A 19,226-nucleotide genomic window follows, 5' to 3' on the forward strand; every position below is an offset into this window, starting at 1 on the left:
CCTTGAGAGTGCAAAGAATTATGGCAAAGCGCGACTATTACGAAATTTTGGGTGTTGAGCGCACCTCTACCGAGGTAGAGCTGAAAAAAGCTTATCGCCGTTTAGCAATGAAGCATCACCCGGATCGCAATCCAGACGACAAGGCTTCTGAAGAGCTTTTCAAAGAGGCCAATGAGGCCTATGAAGTCCTCTCGGATTCAAGCAAGCGTGCTGCTTACGATCAGTATGGCCATGCTGGCGTAGACCCGCAGATGGGTGGCGGCGGTGGTGGTTTTGGTGGGCAGAATTTCTCCGATATTTTCGGGGATGTGTTCAGTGATTTCTTTGGTGGTGGTCGTGGCGGCTCCCGGGGTGGTGCTCAGCGCGGTAGCGATTTGCGCTATACGCTGGAGCTGGACCTGGAAGAGGCTGTTCGCGGTACAACCGTCAATATCCGTGTTCCGACGCAAGTTAATTGCAAGCCGTGCGATGGCTCGGGAGCCAAGAAGGGTTCATCGCCCGTCACGTGCCCGACGTGTGGCGGCATTGGTCAAGTTCGCATGCAGCAGGGTTTCTTTGCTGTGCAGCAGACCTGTCCGCGCTGCCATGGCCAAGGCAAGATCATCTCCGACCCTTGCGACAGTTGTCACGGTGCGGGTCGTGTAGAAGAGTACAAAACCCTTTCTGTAAAAGTGCCTGCTGGCGTGGATACAGGTGACCGTATTCGTCTTTCCGGTGAAGGTGAGGCGGGCGTTCAAGGTGGCCCTACCGGCGACCTTTATGTGGTGATCGATGTGCGCGAGCACGCGATTTTTCAGCGCGATGGCAAGCATCTCTTCTGCGAAGTGCCAATCAGCGTGGCAGATGCCGCGCTAGGTGCTGAGCTTGAAGTGCCGACGCTGGATGGTCGGGTCAAGCTGAAAATTCCGGAAGGTACTCAGACCGGCAAGCAGTTCCGCCTGCGCGGCAAGGGTGTTGCTCCAGTGCGTGGTGGTGGTGCCGGTGATTTGATGTGTCGCGTTGTGGTTGAAACGCCTGTCAAATTGAGTCGTCGCCAGCGCGAGCTGATGGAAGAGTTCCGAACTACCCTCGAAGGTGATAGCAGTCATTCGCCGAATGCCACAGGCTGGTTTGAAGGCGTGAAACGCTTCTTCGGCGATTTGTAAGGGGCAGGTCATGCGACGTATTGCTGTGATGGGCGCTGCCGGGCGCATGGGCAAGACACTGGTTGATGCCGTGCAACAGCGCTCGCCGCTGGGTGGTCTTACTGCGGCGATCGTTCGTCCGGGGAGCACGTTGGTGGGTGCTGATGCTGGCGAGTTGGCGTCTCTTGGGCGGATCGGTGTGCCGTTGTCCTCCAGTCTGGAGGCGGTCATTGACGAGTTTGATGTGTTGATCGACTTCACGTTGCCGGAGGTCATGCTGAAAAACCTGGAAATTTGCCGTCGTTCAGGCAAAGCCATGGTGATTGGTACGACCGGGCTGACTCAGTCTCAAAAGCAACAGTTGTCCGAAGCGGGTCAAGACATTCCGATCGTCTTTGCCGCGAACTTCAGTGTTGGCGTCAATCTCTCGCTCAAGCTGCTTGATATGGCGGCGCGCGTGATGGGTGATGATGCGGATATTGAAATCATTGAGACGCACCATCGTCATAAGATCGATGCGCCTTCGGGGACTGCGCTGCGCATGGGTGAAGTGATTGCGGATGCATTGGGGCGTGATTTGGAGAAAGTCGCGGTCTACGGTCGCGAAGGTCATACCGGCGCTCGTGAACGCGAAACCATTGGCTTTGCAACGGTGCGTGGCGGTGATGTGGTCGGTGATCACACGGTACTGTTTGCGACTGAAGGCGAGCGACTCGAAATTACCCATAAGGCCTCCAGTCGTATGACCTTTGCTAAGGGCGCGGTTCGGGCTGCGTTGTGGCTGGACGGGCGTGAGCCTGGTCTCTACGACATGCAGGATGTTCTCGACCTGCGTTGATCGCTCCCTGTAAAATCCGGCGGCTGGTGCGTCCGCCGCCGGATTTTTAACTGCTAAGCGATGTCCTGTCGCAATCTCGAGCCTTTTAGGCGTTTTAGCGGTAGACCAAAAAAGCATTTTTCTGTAACCTACAGCTTTAGTGTGTCCACTAAAAGCGCGCAGATTATTCGATGAAAAAGCGGGGTGACGTGTCCATACGTCACTCCGCTTTTTTACAACCTGCGATCGCCCTTTCAGGTTTTATTTACGGGAGGTCTTCTTGACTAAGCAAGCCATACTCGCCCTTGCTGATGGCAGCATTTTTCGCGGCGAAGCCATTGGAGCTGACGGTCAAACCGTTGGTGAGGTCGTTTTTAACACCGCAATGACCGGCTATCAGGAAATCCTTACCGATCCTTCCTACGCTCAGCAAATTGTTACCCTGACTTACCCGCATGTAGGCAATACCGGTACTACACCGGAGGATGCCGAGTCTGATCGTGTCTGGTCCGCAGGTCTGGTTATTCGTGATTTGCCTTTGGTTGCTAGCAACTGGCGCAACACGATGTCGTTGTCGGATTACCTGAAAGCCAACAACGTTGTGGCGATTGCAGGCATTGATACACGTCGCCTGACCCGTATTCTGCGTGAGAAAGGCTCGCAGAACGGTTGCATCATGGCGGGTGACAATATTTCGGACGAAGCTGCCATTGCAGCAGCACGAGGTTTCCCGGGCCTGAAGGGCATGGACCTGGCGAAAGTCGTCAGCACCGAGAAGGCCTATGAGTGGCGCTCCAGCGTCTGGAATCTTGCGACCGACAGCCACCCGACCCTGGATGCCTCTGAGCTTCCTTACCACGTCGTTGCCTACGACTATGGCGTGAAGTGGAACATCTTGCGCATGCTGGTTGAGCGCGGTTGCCGCGTGACGGTCGTGCCCGCTCAGACCCCGGCCAGCGATGTTCTGGCGTTGAATCCGGATGGGGTGTTCCTGTCCAACGGCCCAGGCGATCCAGAGCCTTGTGACTATGCAATCAAGGCCATTCAAGAGGTGCTGACCACCGAGATTCCGGTTTTCGGTATCTGCCTGGGTCATCAGCTGCTGGCGTTGGCCTCCGGTGCCAAGACCGTGAAAATGGGTCATGGTCACCATGGCGCCAACCACCCGGTTCAGGATCTGGATACGGGTGTTGTGATGATCACCAGTCAGAACCACGGTTTTGCGGTGGATGAAGCCACTTTGCCTGCCAACGTGCGTGCGATTCACAAGTCGCTTTTTGATGGCACGCTGCAGGGTATTGAGCTGACCGACAAGAGCGCATTCAGCTTCCAGGGTCACCCTGAAGCGAGCCCGGGCCCGAACGACGTAGCACCGCTGTTCGACCGTTTCATCAACGAGATGGCCAAGCGCCGCTAATCCGTTTCCTGTGAATGAAGTCGCCCAAGGCGGCCCCGAGCACCGGCGGCCCTTGGGGGCTTCAGGGAAAAGATTACCGGCTTGCCCACTGACCTGCGGATTTGAGTGACAAACCCATGCCAAAACGTACAGACATAAAAAGCATCCTGATCCTCGGCGCTGGCCCGATCGTTATCGGCCAGGCTTGCGAGTTCGACTACTCTGGCGCTCAGGCGTGCAAAGCCCTGCGTGAAGAGGGTTATCGCGTCATTCTGGTGAACTCCAACCCGGCCACCATCATGACCGACCCGGATATGGCTGATGCTACGTATATTGAGCCGATCAAGTGGCAAACGGTCGCCAAGATCATCGAAAAAGAGCGTCCTGATGCTCTGTTGCCCACCATGGGTGGGCAGACGGCGCTTAACTGTGCATTGGACCTGGAGCGCGAAGGTGTTCTGGAGAAATTCAATGTAGAGATGATCGGTGCCAATGCGGACACCATTGACAAGGCGGAAGACCGTTCGCGTTTCGATAAGGCGATGAAGTCCATCGGCCTTGATTGCCCGCGTTCCGGCATCGCCCATAGCATGGAAGAAGCTAACGCTGTTCTCGAGAAGCTGGGCTTCCCGTGCATCATTCGTCCGTCCTTCACCATGGGCGGCACCGGTGGCGGTATTGCTTATAACCGTGAAGAGTTTGAGGAGATCTGCTCCCGTGGCCTGGACTTGTCCCCAACCAAGGAGCTGCTGATCGACGAGTCTTTGATCGGCTGGAAAGAGTACGAGATGGAAGTTGTCCGCGATAAAAAGGACAACTGCATCATCGTGTGCTCGATCGAGAACTTTGACCCGATGGGTGTGCACACCGGAGACTCGATCACTGTTGCGCCTGCGCAGACCTTGACGGACAAGGAATACCAGATCATGCGTAACGCCTCGCTGGCGGTGCTGCGTGAGATCGGTGTTGAAACTGGCGGCTCCAACGTGCAGTTCGGTATTTGCCCAGACACTGGCCGCATGGTCGTGATCGAAATGAACCCGCGCGTGTCCCGTTCGTCGGCGCTGGCCTCAAAAGCCACGGGCTTTCCGATTGCGCGTATCGCCGCCAAGCTGGCAATTGGTTACACCCTCGATGAGCTGCAAAACGAAATCACGGGCGGCAAAACCCCTGCATCTTTCGAGCCTTCCATCGACTACGTCGTGACCAAGATGCCTCGCTTCGCATTTGAGAAGTTTGCCAAGGCTGATGCTCGCCTCACCACTCAGATGAAGTCCGTGGGTGAAGTGATGGCTATTGGCCGGACCTTCCAGGAGTCGCTGCAAAAAGCATTGCGCGGTCTTGAAGTGGGCGTTTGCGGCTTGGATGAAAAGCTCGATTTGAGCAACCCGGAAAGCATGGCCGTACTCAAGCGCGAGCTGACAGTGCCTGGTGCCGAGCGTATCTGGTATGTGGCTGATGCGTTCCGTGCGGGCATGACGGTCGAAGACATCTTCGGCATGAACATGATTGATCCCTGGTTCCTGGTGCAGATCGAGGACCTGATCAAGGACGAAGAGAAGATCAAGACGCTGGGTCTGGCCAGTATCGATCGCGACATGATGTATCGTCTCAAGCGCAAAGGGTTCTCCGATCAGCGTCTGGCCAAACTGCTGGGTGTTACCGAGAAAAACCTGCGTCGCCATCGTCACAAGCTGGAAGTGTTCCCGGTCTACAAGCGCGTTGATACCTGCGCGGCCGAGTTTGCAACTGACACCGCGTACATGTACTCGACCTATGAGGAAGAGTGCGAAGCGAATCCTTCGGGTCGCGACAAAATCATCATTCTGGGTGGTGGCCCGAATCGTATCGGTCAAGGTATCGAGTTCGACTACTGCTGTGTGCATGCGGCACTTGCGCTGCGCGCAGATGGTTACGAAACCATCATGGTGAACTGCAACCCGGAAACTGTTTCCACGGACTACGACACTTCGGATCGTCTGTATTTCGAATCCGTCACGCTAGAGGACGTGCTGGAAATCGTACGGGTCGAGAAGCCAAAAGGCGTGATTGTTCAGTACGGCGGCCAGACTCCACTGAAACTGGCACGAGCCCTTGAAGAAGCTGGCGTCCCGATCATTGGCACCAGTCCGGATGCTATCGACCGCGCTGAAGATCGCGAGCGCTTCCAGCAAATGGTTGAGCGCTTGAACCTGCGTCAGCCGCCAAACGCAACCGTACGCAGTGAAGATGAAGCCATTCGTGCTGCCAGCAAGATTGGTTACCCTCTGGTGGTTCGTCCTTCCTACGTGTTGGGCGGTCGTGCGATGGAAATCGTTTACGAAGAAGAAGAGCTCAAGCGTTACCTGCGTGACGCCGTGAAAGTGTCCAACGACAGCCCTGTGCTGCTCGATCACTTCCTCAACTGTGCCATCGAGATGGATGTCGATGCAGTGTGCGACGGTACTGATGTAGTGATCGGCGCGATCATGCAGCACATTGAGCAGGCAGGTGTTCACTCGGGTGACTCCGCTTGCTCGTTGCCTCCCTATTCGCTGCCGCTGCACATCCAAGATGAGATGCGCGAACAGGTCAAGAAGATGGCGCTGGAATTGGGTGTTGTCGGCCTGATGAACGTTCAGCTGGCGTTGCAAGGCGAAGATATCTATGTGATTGAAGTGAACCCGCGCGCTTCGCGTACCGTTCCTTTCGTCTCCAAGTGCATCGGTGTTTCGTTGGCAATGATTGCTGCGCGCGTCATGGCAGGTAAGACCCTGAAGGAAATCGGCTTCACTAAAGAAATCATTCCTAACTTCTACAGTGTGAAGGAGGCGGTATTCCCATTCGCCAAATTCCCGGGTGTAGACCCGATTCTTGGCCCTGAGATGAAGTCCACCGGTGAAGTGATGGGTGTGGGTGATACATTCGGCGAAGCATTTGCCAAAGCTCAAATGGGCGCGAGCGAAGTATTGCCGACTGGAGGTACCGCTTTCATCAGCGTTCGTGACGACGACAAGCCTTTGGTGGCAGGCGTTGCGCGTGACTTGATCGCGCTGGGTTTTGAAGTGGTTTCGACAGCTGGCACCGCTAAATTTATCGAGGCCGCGGGCTTGAAAGTACGCCGCGTCAATAAGGTGACCGAAGGTCGCCCTCACGTTGTCGATATGATCAAAAATGACGAAGTCACGTTGATCATCAATACGACTGAAGGCCGTCAGTCGATTGCTGACTCTTATTCCATTCGTCGTAACGCCTTGCAGCACAAGATTTATTGCACCACGACTATTGCTGCTGGCGAAGCGATCTGTGAAGCGCTTAAATTCGGCCCTGAAAAAACCGTACGTCGCTTGCAGGATCTACACGCAGGATTGAAGGCATGAGCATAACCAAGTACCCAATGACGGTTCAGGGCGCTAAGGCTCTGGAAGAAGAGCATGCGCACCTCACCAAGGTTGTTCGTCCCAAGCTGAGCCAGGATATTGGCACGGCGCGTGAGCTGGGCGACCTGAAGGAAAATGCTGAATACCATGCTGCTCGTGAGCAGCAAGGTATGGTTGAGGCGCGTATTCGTGACATCGAAGGCCGCATGCAGAACGCGGTCATCATCGATGTGACGACTATTCCGCATACCGGGAAGGTGATTTTCGGTACGACGGTGGAGATTGCTAACGTTGAAACTGATGAAAGCGTGACCTACCAGATCGTTGGCGAAGATGAAGCTGACTTCAAACTCGGAAAAATCTCTGTCGGGTCGCCGCTTGCTCGCGCCTTGATCGCCAAGGAGGAGGGGGATGTGGTGGCCGTAAAGACACCAAGCGGTGTGATTGAGTACGAGATTGTTGAAGTACGCCACATCTGAAAACAGGCGCCCGCTTCAAGCGGGCGCACTGGTTTGGCAGCTAGCCCAGGTATTCTGGGTTGGCGGCTTGTGGTTGATGCATTTAGGATTATTGCCGGTGCTGATCCGAATCGGATTGGCACCGCTGCTGGTCGAGGAGATCGGCAATACGCTGGGAGTGCTGCTGGTGATATTTGCAGCTGTCTGTGCAATCGTGCAGGCGTTGGTATTGGCCGGGGTGGAAGGCGTAGAAAGTGTGTGGCGCGACTTGCGTGGGCAATTATTACTGATGGTATTGCTCGGTTGCGCGTTTTACTTGGCAGGATATTTATGGCTGCCTGAGGCATTGCGCTGGCAATCGTTTTTTTACTGGGTGGTGGGTTTTTCGGGTTTGATTCTGGTGCTGCAGCCTGTTCCGGGCAAGAGTATCAGGGCGCGCGTTGCACGCCCTTGACCCTTGTCGGCATCACTTAAAGCGATGGATGTTCGACAGTTGCTTGTTTACATTGGCATTCTTGCGGTACAGAAGCGCCATTTTGCCAATTACCTGAACCAGCTCTGCCTTGCCGCTTTTGCAGAGTTCTGCAATGGCAGCCAGGCGAGATTCGCGATCCAGGATGTTGACTTTGATTTTAATCAGCTCGTGATCGCCCAATGCGCGTTCGAGTTCGGCTAAAACACCTTCAGTCAAACCATTGTCAGCCACAGTCAATACTGGTTTCAGATGGTGGCCAATGGATTTGTACTGTTTCTTCTGCTCTTGAGTGAGCGGCATAATCTGACCCCTGTGTCTGATCTTGTAAAAAGCGGCGGCCAGTTTACCCGAGCGAGTCCCAGACCGCCCAGTTAATCACGACCCGTTTATATTTTTTGAGGTGGCCCGTGGCCCGTTCCAAAACTAGCCTGAATTGGCTGAAAGAACATTTCAACGATCCTTACGTAAAAATGGCGCAGAAAGACGGATACCGTTCGCGCGCCAGCTATAAATTGCTGGAAATCCAGGAGCGGGATCGGTTGATTCGTCCTGGTATGACGGTGATTGATCTGGGCGCAGCTCCAGGGGGATGGTCACAAGTGACCAGTCGTCTGATAGGCGGTCAGGGGCGCTTGATCGCATCAGATATTCTTGAAATGGACAGCATCCCTGATGTGACCTTTATTCAGGGTGACTTCACTCAAGACGATGTGCTTGCCCAAATACTTGAGGCCGTCGGAAATACGCAGGTAGACCTTGTGATTTCAGATATGGCCCCCAATATGAGTGGATTGGCAGCTGTTGATATGCCTCGCGCTATGTTCCTGTGTGAGTTGGCACTGGATCTGGCAGGGCGCGTACTGCGTCCGGGTGGTGATTTTCTGATTAAGGTCTTCCAGGGGGAAGGCTTCGACCAGTACCACAAAGACATCCGAAAGCTGTTCGAAAAAGTACAGATGCGTAAGCCATTGTCGTCGCGTGACAGGTCCCGTGAGCAGTATTTGCTGGGCCGTGGCTTCCGCGGTATCGAAGGTTCTGCCAGCGATGAGCGTCTCTGACCAGGGCGATAGTTTTATTTGTATCGCTTTACAGATCTGGCATAACGAATATTGTGTAGTCAAAGTTTCACAAAGGGTTACAGACGGAGCCTGCAAGCCTTGTAGGCAATGTAGTAAGTTATGCCGGTGAATATCATGCGAAGCACGCTTTCAGTAGCGGAGCTTGCTTCAGAGGGTAGCTAATTGAACGATATGGCAAAGAATCTGATCCTGTGGTTGATCATCGCAGCTGTCCTTGTGACCGTGATGAACAACTTCTCCAGTCCAAACGAGCCACAAACCCTCAACTATTCCGACTTCATCCAGCAAGTTAAGGATGGCAAGGTCGAGCGCGTAGCGGTTGATGGCTACGTGATTACCGGCAAGCGCAGCGATGGCGATACCTTCAAGACCATTCGTCCGGCGATTCAGGACAATGGTTTGATCGGTGATCTGGTGGATAACCACGTCACCGTTGAAGGCAAGCTGCCCGAGCAACAAAGCATCTGGACGCAGCTCCTGGTTGCAAGCTTCCCGATTCTTGTGATTATTGCGGTCTTCATGTTCTTCATGCGCCAGATGCAAGGCGGTGCCGGCGGTAAAGGCGGCCCGATGAGCTTTGGCAAGAGCAAGGCGCGGCTGTTGTCCGAAGATCAAGTCAAAACCACGTTGGCTGACGTAGCGGGTTGTGACGAAGCCAAGGAAGAAGTGGGTGAACTGGTCGAGTTCCTGCGCGATCCGGGGAAATTCCAGCGTTTAGGTGGCCGAATTCCTCGCGGTGTGCTGATGGTTGGCCCTCCAGGTACTGGTAAAACGCTGATCGCCAAAGCGATCGCCGGTGAAGCCAAGGTTCCGTTCTTTACGATTTCGGGCTCGGACTTTGTCGAAATGTTTGTGGGTGTTGGTGCAAGCCGTGTTCGCGACATGTTCGAGCAGGCTAAAAAGCATGCGCCTTGCATTATCTTTATTGACGAAATCGATGCAGTGGGCCGCCATCGTGGCGCGGGCATGGGTGGTGGTCACGACGAACGTGAGCAGACGCTTAACCAGTTGCTGGTTGAGATGGATGGTTTCGAAATGAACGATGGCATCATCGTGATCGCCGCGACCAACCGTCCTGACGTTCTTGATCCGGCCTTGCTGCGTCCCGGTCGTTTTGACCGTCAGGTTGTAGTAGGGCTGCCGGATATCCGCGGCCGTGAACAAATCCTCAAAGTCCACATGCGTAAAGTGCCTATTGGTGATGATGTTCAGCCTGCAGTCATTGCACGTGGTACACCCGGCTTTTCAGGTGCTGACTTGGCCAACCTGGTGAACGAGGCCTCTTTGTTTGCGGCGCGCACCGGTAAGCGTGTTGTTGAGATGAAAGAGTTTGAGTTGGCCAAAGACAAAATCATGATGGGCGCTGAGCGCAAATCCATGGTTATGTCGGACAAGGAGAAGCGTAATACGGCGTATCACGAAGCGGGTCACGCTATTGTCGGCCGTGTAGTGCCTGAGCATGACCCTGTGTACAAGGTTTCGATCATTCCTCGCGGTCGCGCGTTGGGTGTGACTATGTTCCTGCCTGAAGAGGATCGTTATAGCCTTTCCAAGCGGGCGTTGATCAGCCAGATTTGCTCTCTCTATGGCGGTCGTATCGCAGAAGAAATGACGTTGGGTTTTGACGGTGTCACTACCGGCGCGTCCAACGACATCATGCGTGCCAGCCAGATTGCCCGGAACATGGTTACCAAATGGGGTCTTTCCGAAAAGCTGGGTCCATTGATGTATGCCGAAGACGATGAGTCCTACCTGGGGCGTGGCGGCGGCGGTCAAGGCGCTAATGTTTCGGGTGAAACCGCCAAGTTGATCGATTCGGAAGTGCGCAGCATCATTGATCAATGTTATGGCACGGCCAAGCAGATTCTGACCGACAATCGGGACAAGCTGGAAGCCATGGCTGATGCCCTGATGAAATACGAGACGATCGATGCCGATCAGATTGACGACATCATGGCGGGTCGCCCTCCGCGTGAGCCGCGCGACTGGGGTGATGGTTCGGGGACACCGACAGCACCGACGCTGGATAAGACCGAGCGACCGGAAACACCTATCGGTGGTCCGGCAGCAGATCACTAAGGCTTGAAATGACTTCTGTTCAGTCCTCGACCCGGTTGCCTTGTGGCAACCGGGTTCTTGATTTGGCTCACACGCATGTGATGGGCATTCTCAACGTAACCCCGGATTCTTTCTCGGACGGTGGCCGGTTTGCTCGCCTGGAAGAGGCCTTGCGTCATGCGCAGGCAATGGTTCAGGCGGGGGCAACGTTAATCGATGTTGGGGGCGAGTCAACTCGGCCCGGTGCGCGTGCAGTGACTGCGCAGGAAGAGCTGGAACGCGTTGCGCCTGTTGTTGAGCTCATCAATCGTGAGCTTGATGTCATTATTTCTGTCGATACTTCTACGCCACTGGTGATGACAGAGTCAGCGCGGCTGGGTGCTGGCTTGATCAATGATGTGCGTTCACTACGTCGTGAGGGTGCTCTACAAGCGGCAGCAGCAAGTGGATTGCCTGTCTGTCTGATGCATATGCTGGGCGAGCCCGGCGACATGCAAAATGATCCGCAGTATCGGGATCTCCTGGGTGAAGTCTCAGCGTTTCTTGCGAATCGAATGATGGTTTGCGCTGCTGCCGGGATTGAGCCTGAACGGATCATTCTTGATCCGGGATTTGGCTTCGCCAAAACCCTTCAGCACAATTTGAGCCTGTTCAAGCATATGGAAGCCTTGCATGCGTTGGGGCAACCATTGTTAGTGGGTGTCTCGCGCAAAAGCATGATCGGTCAGGTCCTGAACAAGCCAGTTACTGATCGTCTGTCCGGCAGTCTGGCACTGGCAGCATTGGCAGTGACCAAAGGTGCGCGTATCTTGCGTGTCCATGATGTTGCCGAAACGGTTGATGTGGTACGGATGATCGCAGCGGTAGAGTCTGCCGACCAAGAATGATGGAGCAAGTATGACGAAGAAGTATTTTGGCACCGACGGCATTCGCGGTCGGGTCGGCGTTTATCCCATTACCCCTGACTTCATGCTCAAGCTGGGCTGGGCTGCGGGTATGGCGTTTCGTAGCATGGGCGCTTGCCGGATTCTGGTTGGTAAGGACACCCGAATCTCAGGTTACATGTTTGAGTCCGCCCTGGAGGCCGGGTTGTCTGCTGCAGGGGCGGATGTCATGTTGCTGGGTCCAATGCCAACCCCTGCGATTGCCTACCTGACACGGACTTTTCATGCGCAGGCAGGGATCGTGATCAGTGCATCACACAATCCTCATGATGATAATGGCATCAAGTTCTTCTCTGGTGAGGGCACCAAGCTCCCGGATGAAGTCGAGCTGATGATCGAAGAGTTGCTGGATGCACCGATGACAGTCGTTGACTCCGGCAAGTTGGGTAAGGTCTCGCGCATCAATGACGCATCTGGTCGCTATATCGAATTTTGTAAAAGCAGTGTCCCGAGCAGCACCAATTTCAATGGCCTGAAGATCGTTGTCGACTGCGCGCATGGTGCGACCTATAAGGTTGCGCCAAGTGTCTTTAAAGAGTTGGGTGCCGAGGTGACGGTGCTATCGGCACAACCGAACGGCCTCAATATCAATGACAATTGCGGCTCGACCCATATGGGTCAATTGCAAGCGGCTGTACTTGCTGAGCACGCTGACTTGGGTATCGCCTTTGATGGTGATGGCGACCGGGTGCTGATGGTCGATCATACGGGGGCGATAGTGGATGGTGATGAGCTGCTATTCATCATTGCTCGCGATCTGCATGAGCGCGGCAAGTTGCAAGGCGGTGTGGTCGGGACGCTAATGAGTAATCTCGGGCTTGAGCTTGCCTTGGCTGATCTGGGTATTCCATTTGTGCGCGCCAATGTTGGGGACCGTTACGTCATAGCGGGTCTACAAGAGCGCGATTGGCAAGTTGGTGGCGAAAACTCGGGCCATATTGTCTGCTTTCAGCACACAACTACCGGTGATGCGATCATTGCTGCGCTTCAGGTATTGCTGTCTTTGCGTCGTCGTGAAGAAAGCCTTGCCCAGTCCCGTCAGGCGGTCCGCAAATGTCCTCAGGTTCTGCTGAATGTTCGATTCTCGGGAGGTGTTAACCCTGTTGAGCATCCGGCCGTCAAGGACGCGTGCGCGCAAGTTACGCAAGCGATGCAGGGTCGTGGTCGTGTGCTTTTGCGTAAGTCGGGTACAGAGCCTTTGGTGCGTGTCATGGTCGAAGGTGATGACGAAACCATGGTCCGTGGGTATGCAGAAGAACTGGCAAAACTTGTAAGTGAAGTTTGTGCTTGAATTCGGCTTGCCAGCGCGGATGTGGTTGGGTAACATCTGCGCCCACTTTGACCGACGAGGTAAAGCATGCGCCGCAAGATGGTAGCTGGTAACTGGAAAATGCACGGTACCCGCGCCAGCGTCGCTGAGCTGATCGAAGGTCTGTGTAAGCTGGGCTTGCAGAGCGATGTCGAGATTGCAGTATTCCCATCTGACTTGTTTATTGATCGAGTAATCAATGGCTTGAAAGATACGCCAATAATGGTTGGTGCTCAGGATGCAGCGGTAGAGGCGGAGCAGGGTGCGCTGACTGGTGAGATATCTTCTGCCCAGCTAGCAGATGCAGGTTGCAGACTGGTCTTGGTGGGGCATTCGGAGCGACGCCTGATTCTGGGTGAATCGAACGAGACGCTCAATCGCAAGTTTGCAGCCGCTCAAGCTTCGGGCTTAAAGCCGGTGTTGTGTGTTGGGGAGACCCTGGAGCAGCGCGAAGCGGGGCAAACCCTTGAGGTTGTAGGGCGTCAACTGAACGCTGTGATTGATGAGTTCGGTATTGATGTGTTTGCGGCAGCAGTGATTGCATACGAGCCGGTCTGGGCTATTGGTACCGGGCTGACTGCAACACCGCAGCAAGCGCAAGATGTGCATGCGGCCATTCGCGCACAGCTGGCGCAGAAGAATTCTGAAGTAGCACAAGGTGTGCAGCTTCTATACGGCGGCAGCGTGAAGGCGGCCAATGCGGTCGAACTGTTCAGCATGCCGGATATCGATGGGGGGCTCATTGGTGGGGCTTCCCTGAATGCAGATGAGTTCGGTGCGATCTGTCGCGCCGCGGGAAACTGAGAAAATGCTGGAAACAGTCGTAGTCGTTTTTCATCTGTTGGGTGCATTGGGCGTAATTGCTCTCGTATTGCTGCAACAGGGTAAGGGTGCGGATGCTGGGGCATCTTTCGGAGCAGGTGCTTCAAATACTGTGTTCGGAAGCCAAGGTTCCTCTACCTTTCTTAGTAAGTTTACTGCTATACTTGCCGCAGGTTTTTTCATAACCAGCTTAGGGTTAGGTTACTTTGCTAAAGAGAAAGCTCAAGAGCTGACTCAGGTAGGTTTACCAGATCCAGCAGTTTTGGAAGCGCCAAAGCAACAACCGGCTTCAGATGATGTGCCGGTGCTTCAAGAGCAAAAGTCGGCTACCCCAGCGACTGACGTACCTCCAGCTCAAGAGCAAAAGTAAAACGGGTTTCATGTTGTAATGTAGTATTGCCGAGGTGGTGGAATTGGTAGACACGCAACCTTGAGGTGGTTGTGCCCATAGGGTGTAGGGGTTCGAGTCCCCTTCTCGGTACCAATTATCAGGAATGCCCGCAATAGCGGGCTTTCTTGTATGTGGAAGGTTGGATTGACCCTGAAAGGGATCAACCGTATACTTCCGCTCCAGCTTTGTCGCGGGATGGAGCAGTCTGGTAGCTCGTCGGGCTCATAACCCGAAGGTCGTCGGTTCAAATCCGGCTCCCGCAACCAGTTTTAGCGGAGCCCCTAATTCAGGGGCTTTTTGTTAACTGGACACTTTATAACGCCGGTATTCAACGGCGTTTCAGGGATGGGCGCTTCGCCCATTTTTTCATTCTGCATAGCATGCACAAACATGCACTAGGGGGTTCAGGTGTCGAGCAAGCTAGAACAGTTGCAGGCCTTGTTGGCCCCGGTGGTCGTGGCCCTTGGCTATGAATGCTGGGGTATTGAATTTTCGGCTCAAGGCCGCCATTCAATGTTGCGTGTGTATATCGACAAGGAAGGCGGTGTATTGGTGGACGATTGCGCCATCGTGAGCCGTCAGATCAGTGGCGTACTGGATGTTGAAGATCCTATCGCTGTTGAATACACCCTTGAAGTTTCCTCTCCTGGCATGGAACGCCCTCTGTTCACGCTTGAACAGTTTGCCAAGTATGTCGGTGAGCAAGTGAAGATCAAGCTGCGGTCGCCATTCGAAGGGCGTCGCAACTTTCAGGGCCTTCTGCGCGGCGTAGAGGATCAGGATATCGTGGTGCAAGTTGAAGACCATGAGTTCCTGTTGCCGATCGATATGATCGACAAGGCCAACATTATTCCCAGTTTTGACTGAGACGCGGATCCCGCGGATCCAATGGCTTGCGAAAGGCGAGGCGTACGATGAGCAAAGAAGTACTGCTGGTTGTTGAGTCGGTGTCCAATGAAAAGGGCGTACCGGCAAACGTTATTTTTGAAGCGCTGGAGCTGGCTCTTGCCACTGCTACCAAAAAGCGTTTTGAAGACGAAGTCGAACTGCGTGTGGAGATCAATCGCCACACCGGTAACTATGAGACGTTCCGTCGCTGGACCGTGGTCGAAGACGAAGATCTGGATGATCCAGCAATCGAGTTAGCGGTTGACCAGGCGCAGGCGAAACAGCCAGGCGCGGTGGCCGGTGACATCATCGAAGAAAAAATCGATTCCATCGAATTCGGCCGGATTGCTGCACAAACTGCCAAACAGGTAATTGTGCAAAAGGTCCGCGAAGCTGAACGTGCTCAAGTCGTTGATGCCTATCGCGAGCGTTTGGGCGAAATCATTTCCGGCACTGTCAAGAAAGTAACGCGTGACAATGTGATCGTCGATCTGGGCAATAACGCAGAAGCGTTGCTGGCTCGTGAAGACATCATTCCGCGTGAAACTTTCCGTGTCGGCGTAAGACTTCGTGCGTTGTTGAAAGAGATTCGCACCGAGAACCGTGGTCCTCAGTTGATCCTGTCGCGCACCGCGCCTGAAATGCTGATCGAACTGTTCCGGATCGAAGTTCCTGAGATTTCCGAAGGCCTGATCGAAGTGATGGCGGCCTCCCGCGATCCTGGATCTCGCGCTAAAATAGCTGTTCGCTCCAAAGACAAACGCATTGATCCGCAAGGTGCTTGCATTGGTATGCGCGGCTCGCGTGTCCAGGCAGTGTCCGGCGAATTGGGTGGGGAGCGAGTGGATATCGTTCTGTGGGATGAGAATCCGGCGCAGTTCGTGATCAACGCAATGTCGCCTGCAGAAGTGGCGGCAATTATTGTCGACGAAGATGCCCATGCAATGGACATCGCCGTTGGCGCAGACAATCTGGCCCAGGCGATTGGTCGCGGCGGTCAGAACGTACGTTTGGCTAGCCAGTTGACTGGTTGGACCCTGAACGTGATGACCGAATCGGACATCCAGGCTAAACAGCAAGCAGAGACCGGTGACATTCTGCGCAACTTCATCGAAGAACTCGAAGTTGATGAAGAGTTGGCGCAGGTGCTGGTTGATGAAGGCTTCACCAGCCTGGAAGAGATTGCCTACGTACCGGTGGAGGAGATGCTCAACATCGACGGCTTTGACGAGGATATCGTCAACGAGCTTCGCGCTCGGGCCAAGGATCGTTTGTTGACCAAAGCCATCGCTACTGAGGAAAAGCTGGCAGACGCCCATCCGGCCGAAGACCTGCTCTCGCTTGAGGGTATGGACAAGGATTTGGCGATGGAACTGGCGGTGCGCGGCGTAATTACCCGCGAAGACCTGGCCGAGCAGTCTATTGACGACCTGCTCGACATCGACGGCATTGACGATGATCGTGCCGGCAAGTTGATCATGGCCGCCCGAGCCCATTGGTTCGAGTAATTAGGCGCGGCCTGAGGAGAGAAATGCATGACGCAAGTCACGGTGAAACAACTGGCCGATGAGGTCAAAACACCGGTTGAGCGCCTGTTGCAGCAGATGCGTGAGGCAGGTCTGCCGCACACCGCCGCCGAGCAGAATGTAACCGACAGTGAGAAGCAAGCTCTGCTGACTCACTTGAAAAGCAGCCACAAGGCGAAAGTGGAAGAACCGCGCAAGATCACTTTGCAGCGCAAAACCACCAGCACCCTGCGTGTAGCTGGCAGCAAAAGCATCAGCGTTGAAGTACGCAAGAAGAAAGTCTTCGTACAGCGCAGCCCGGAAGAAATCGAAGCTGAGCGCAAGCGTGAGCTGGATGAGCGCCGCGCAGTAGAAAATGCTGCACGTCAAAAGGCTGAAGAAGAATCCAAGCGTCGCGCCGAAGAAGAAGCGCGCCGTCAGCCTGCCTCGACTCCGGCCGCCGCGGCACCTGCCGCACCTGCTCCAGCGCAAGCTGCTCCAGCAGCAGCGCCAGCACCGGCGCCAGCCGCCGATGCACGCAAGCGTGATGAGCAGCGTCGTCCGGACAAACCACGCGCAGACGACAACAATCGTCGCGGCAGTGGTGATGGCGAGCGTAAAAACGCGCCACATCGTGCATCGGTTAAAGAAAAAGCGCCGACGCCACGTGTAGCACCGCGCACTTCTGACGAAGAAAGCGATAGCTTCCGCCGTGGCGGTCGTGGCAAGGGCAAGCTGAAAAAACGCAATGCTCACGGCTTCCAGAGCCCTACCGGTCCAGTTGTGCGTGACGTACAGATCGGCGAGACCATCACTGTCGGCGATTTGGCTGCGCAGATGTCGGTCAAGGCTGCTGAAGTCATCAAGTTCATGTTCAAGCTGGGTACTCCGGCAACCATCAACCAGGTACTGGATCAGGAAACTGCCCAACTGGTTGCTGAAGAACTGGGCCATAAAGTGACACTGGTCAGCGATAACGCCCTGGAAGATTCCCTGGCCGAGTCCCTGAAGTTTGAAGGCGAGTCGTTCTCCCGTGCTCCGGTAGTGACCGTAATGGGTCACGTTGACCACGGTAAAACGTCCCTGCTCGATTACATCCGTCGTGCCAAGGTAGCCGCTGGCGAAGCCGGTGGTATTACTCAGCACATCGGTGCATACCACGTTGAAACAGAACGCGGCATGGTCACTTTCCTTGATACCCCGGGTCACGCTGCGTTTACCGCAATGCGTGCACGTGGTGCCAAGGCAACAGACATCGTGATTCTGGTTGTGGCTGCAGACGATGGAGTTATGCCGCAAACCATCGAAGCTGTTCAGCATGCGAAAGCAGCTGGCGTGCCGCTGGTGGTTGCTGTGAACAAAATCGACAAGCCCGGTGCTGATCTCGATCGCATCCGCAGCGAGTTGTCCGTCCACGGCGTGACGTCGGAAGAGTGGGGTGGTGACACTCCGTTTGTTTCGGTCTCGGCGAAAATGGGTACTGGCGTTGACGAGTTGCTCGAAGCCGTATTGCTGCAAGCTGAAGTCCTGGAACTCAAAGCCACTCCATCGGCTCCAGGTCGTGGTGTAGTTGTCGAGTCCCGTCTGGACAAAGGCCGTGGCCCTGTTGCGACCGTACTGGTCCAAGACGGTACCCTGCGTCAAGGCGATATGGTTCTGGTGGGCTCTAACTATGGCCGTATCCGCGCCATGCTTGACGAGAACGGCAAGGCCATCAAGGAAGCCGGTCCATCCATCCCTGTCGAGATTCTCGGCCTGGACGGTACGCCAGACGCTGGCGACGAGATGAGCGTGATGACTGACGAGAAGAAGGCACGTGAAGTTGCCCTGTTCCGTCAAGGCAAGTTCCGCGAAGTGAAACTGGCGCGTGCTCACGCAGGCAAGCTGGAAAACATCTTCGAGAACATGGGGCAGGAAGAGAAGAAGACGCTTAACATCGTCCTCAAATCTGACGTCCGTGGTTCGCTGGAAGCTCTGCAGGGCGCACTGAGCGGCCTGGGTAACGACGAAGTACAAGTGCGTGTAGTGGGCGGCGGCGTCGGTGGTATCACCGAAAGCGACGCAAACCTGGCACTGGCCTCCAACGCTGTATTGTTCGGCTTCAACGTGCGTGCTGATGCTGGCGCTCGCAAGATTGTCGAGCAGGAAGGCCTGGACATGCGTTACTACAACGTCATCTACGACATCATCGAAGACGTCAAGAAAGCCCTTACCGGCATGCTTGGCAGCGACGTCCGTGAGAACATCCTGGGTATTGCCGAAGTTCGTGACGTGTTCCGTTCGCCGAAGTTTGGTGCGATCGCAGGTTGCATGGTGCTTGAAGGTGTTGTTCACCGTAACCGTCCAATCCGTGTGCTGCGTGACGACATCGTTATTTTTGAAGGCGAGCTGGAATCCCTGCGCCGCTTCAAGGATGACGCTGCCGAAGTGCGTGCCGGCATGGAGTGCGGTATCGGCGTCAAGAGCTACAACGACGTTAAAGTCGGCGACAAGATCGAAGTGTTCGAGAAGGTCCAGGTTGCTCGCAGCCTCTAAATCGCGAGCCTCAAGAGCCAGGACGTCCCGCGGCATGCAAATGCACGTGGCCCGTCCCGGACTCTA

Annotated in this window: 16 protein-coding genes and 2 tRNA genes; 17 read left to right on the forward strand and 1 reads right to left on the reverse strand. The window is 54.9% G+C overall.

Annotation, left to right across the window (positions count from 1 at the left end; all coding sequences use genetic code 11):
- Positions 1-20 precede the first annotated feature (20 nt).
- The 6 genes from dnaJ to HBN68_RS17120 all read left to right on the forward strand — a co-directional run bounded on the left by dnaJ (position 21) and on the right by HBN68_RS17120 (position 7,608).
- Positions 21-1,145 (forward strand): molecular chaperone DnaJ, encoded by a 1,125-nt coding sequence (gene dnaJ, locus HBN68_RS17095; protein ID WP_047277553.1) that lies wholly within the window; start codon positions 21-23, stop codon positions 1,143-1,145.
- 10 nt (positions 1,146-1,155) lie between these two features.
- The gene (gene dapB / locus HBN68_RS17100; RefSeq protein WP_169965404.1) at positions 1,156-1,962 is read left to right on the forward strand and encodes a 4-hydroxy-tetrahydrodipicolinate reductase; all 807 of its coding nucleotides are present in this window, start codon (positions 1,156-1,158) and stop codon (positions 1,960-1,962) included.
- A 259-nt stretch (positions 1,963-2,221) separates the two neighbouring features.
- Complete coding sequence (gene carA / locus HBN68_RS17105) at positions 2,222-3,358, forward strand: glutamine-hydrolyzing carbamoyl-phosphate synthase small subunit (protein ID WP_094993152.1); 1,137 nt, start codon at positions 2,222-2,224, stop codon at positions 3,356-3,358.
- A 116-nt stretch (positions 3,359-3,474) separates the two neighbouring features.
- Entirely contained in the window at positions 3,475-6,696 is a 3,222-nt protein-coding gene (gene carB, locus HBN68_RS17110) for a carbamoyl-phosphate synthase large subunit (RefSeq protein WP_094993151.1), read from the forward strand.
- A gap of 2 nt (positions 6,697-6,698) precedes the next feature.
- Positions 6,699-7,175 (forward strand): transcription elongation factor GreA, encoded by a 477-nt coding sequence (gene greA / locus HBN68_RS17115; protein WP_047277680.1) that lies wholly within the window; start codon positions 6,699-6,701, stop codon positions 7,173-7,175.
- 28 nt (positions 7,176-7,203) lie between these two features.
- Positions 7,204-7,608, forward strand: a complete 405-nt coding sequence (locus HBN68_RS17120; RefSeq protein ID WP_094993203.1) for an MFS transporter — start codon at positions 7,204-7,206, stop codon at positions 7,606-7,608.
- Between the two features lie 12 nt (positions 7,609-7,620).
- On the opposite strand, the gene yhbY is transcribed toward HBN68_RS17120, so the two are convergent.
- The gene (yhbY, locus tag HBN68_RS17125; RefSeq protein WP_094993150.1) at positions 7,621-7,929 is read right to left on the reverse strand and encodes a ribosome assembly RNA-binding protein YhbY; all 309 of its coding nucleotides are present in this window, start codon (positions 7,927-7,929) and stop codon (positions 7,621-7,623) included.
- 107 nt (positions 7,930-8,036) lie between these two features.
- Here yhbY and rlmE point away from each other — a divergent pair, with 107 nt between their 5' ends.
- The 11 genes from rlmE to infB all read left to right on the forward strand — a co-directional run bounded on the left by rlmE (position 8,037) and on the right by infB (position 19,160).
- Positions 8,037-8,687: a 23S rRNA (uridine(2552)-2'-O)-methyltransferase RlmE gene (rlmE, locus tag HBN68_RS17130; protein ID WP_047277544.1), complete on the forward strand. Its 651-nt coding sequence runs from the start codon at positions 8,037-8,039 to the stop codon at positions 8,685-8,687.
- 192 nt (positions 8,688-8,879) lie between these two features.
- On the forward strand, positions 8,880-10,787 hold the full coding sequence (gene ftsH / locus HBN68_RS17135; protein ID WP_047295573.1) for an ATP-dependent zinc metalloprotease FtsH: 1,908 nt from the start codon (positions 8,880-8,882) through the stop codon (positions 10,785-10,787).
- 8 nt (positions 10,788-10,795) lie between these two features.
- Complete coding sequence (gene folP, locus HBN68_RS17140; protein ID WP_094993149.1) at positions 10,796-11,653, forward strand: dihydropteroate synthase; 858 nt, start codon at positions 10,796-10,798, stop codon at positions 11,651-11,653.
- Between the two features lie 10 nt (positions 11,654-11,663).
- A complete protein-coding gene (gene glmM, locus HBN68_RS17145; protein WP_094993148.1) occupies positions 11,664-13,001 on the forward strand; it encodes a phosphoglucosamine mutase in 1,338 nt (445 codons plus the stop codon).
- Between the two features lie 66 nt (positions 13,002-13,067).
- The gene (gene tpiA / locus HBN68_RS17150) at positions 13,068-13,823 is read left to right on the forward strand and encodes a triose-phosphate isomerase (protein ID WP_094993147.1); all 756 of its coding nucleotides are present in this window, start codon (positions 13,068-13,070) and stop codon (positions 13,821-13,823) included.
- A 4-nt stretch (positions 13,824-13,827) separates the two neighbouring features.
- Positions 13,828-14,211 (forward strand): preprotein translocase subunit SecG, encoded by a 384-nt coding sequence (gene secG / locus HBN68_RS17155; RefSeq protein WP_094993146.1) that lies wholly within the window; start codon positions 13,828-13,830, stop codon positions 14,209-14,211.
- A 28-nt stretch (positions 14,212-14,239) separates the two neighbouring features.
- A tRNA-Leu gene (locus tag HBN68_RS17160) sits at positions 14,240-14,325 on the forward strand.
- Between the two features lie 96 nt (positions 14,326-14,421).
- Positions 14,422-14,498 (forward strand) — tRNA-Met (locus HBN68_RS17165).
- A 142-nt stretch (positions 14,499-14,640) separates the two neighbouring features.
- Positions 14,641-15,099, forward strand: coding sequence for a ribosome maturation factor RimP (gene rimP, locus HBN68_RS17170; protein WP_094993145.1), 459 nt, complete (start codon positions 14,641-14,643; stop codon positions 15,097-15,099).
- A 47-nt stretch (positions 15,100-15,146) separates the two neighbouring features.
- Complete coding sequence (gene nusA, locus HBN68_RS17175; protein WP_047277528.1) at positions 15,147-16,628, forward strand: transcription termination factor NusA; 1,482 nt, start codon at positions 15,147-15,149, stop codon at positions 16,626-16,628.
- Between the two features lie 27 nt (positions 16,629-16,655).
- Positions 16,656-19,160: a translation initiation factor IF-2 gene (gene infB / locus HBN68_RS17180; RefSeq protein ID WP_169965402.1), complete on the forward strand. Its 2,505-nt coding sequence runs from the start codon at positions 16,656-16,658 to the stop codon at positions 19,158-19,160.
- Positions 19,161-19,226: the final 66 nt, after the last annotated feature.

Source organism: Pseudomonas sp. WS 5078, from assembly GCF_012985745.1.
Taxonomy (GTDB): domain Bacteria; phylum Pseudomonadota; class Gammaproteobacteria; order Pseudomonadales; family Pseudomonadaceae; genus Aquipseudomonas; species Aquipseudomonas lundensis_A.

What these genes read in the sequence shown, in the direction of transcription:
- folP (WP_094993149.1), top strand. Translation starts at nt 10,796, where the DNA reads ATGACTTCTGTTCAGTCCTCGACCCGGTTGCCTTGTGGCAACCGGGTT.
- dapB (WP_169965404.1), top strand. Translation starts at nt 1,156, where the DNA reads ATGCGACGTATTGCTGTGATGGGCGCTGCCGGGCGCATGGGCAAGACA.
- infB (WP_169965402.1), top strand. Translation starts at nt 16,656, where the DNA reads ATGACGCAAGTCACGGTGAAACAACTGGCCGATGAGGTCAAAACACCG.
- carB (WP_094993151.1), top strand. Translation starts at nt 3,475, where the DNA reads ATGCCAAAACGTACAGACATAAAAAGCATCCTGATCCTCGGCGCTGGC.
- tpiA (WP_094993147.1), top strand. Translation starts at nt 13,068, where the DNA reads ATGCGCCGCAAGATGGTAGCTGGTAACTGGAAAATGCACGGTACCCGC.
- secG (WP_094993146.1), top strand. Translation starts at nt 13,828, where the DNA reads ATGCTGGAAACAGTCGTAGTCGTTTTTCATCTGTTGGGTGCATTGGGC.
- yhbY (WP_094993150.1), bottom strand. Translation starts at nt 7,929, where the DNA reads ATGCCGCTCACTCAAGAGCAGAAGAAACAGTACAAATCCATTGGCCAC.
- dnaJ (WP_047277553.1), top strand. Translation starts at nt 21, where the DNA reads ATGGCAAAGCGCGACTATTACGAAATTTTGGGTGTTGAGCGCACCTCT.
- ftsH (WP_047295573.1), top strand. Translation starts at nt 8,880, where the DNA reads ATGGCAAAGAATCTGATCCTGTGGTTGATCATCGCAGCTGTCCTTGTG.
- glmM (WP_094993148.1), top strand. Translation starts at nt 11,664, where the DNA reads ATGACGAAGAAGTATTTTGGCACCGACGGCATTCGCGGTCGGGTCGGC.
- nusA (WP_047277528.1), top strand. Translation starts at nt 15,147, where the DNA reads ATGAGCAAAGAAGTACTGCTGGTTGTTGAGTCGGTGTCCAATGAAAAG.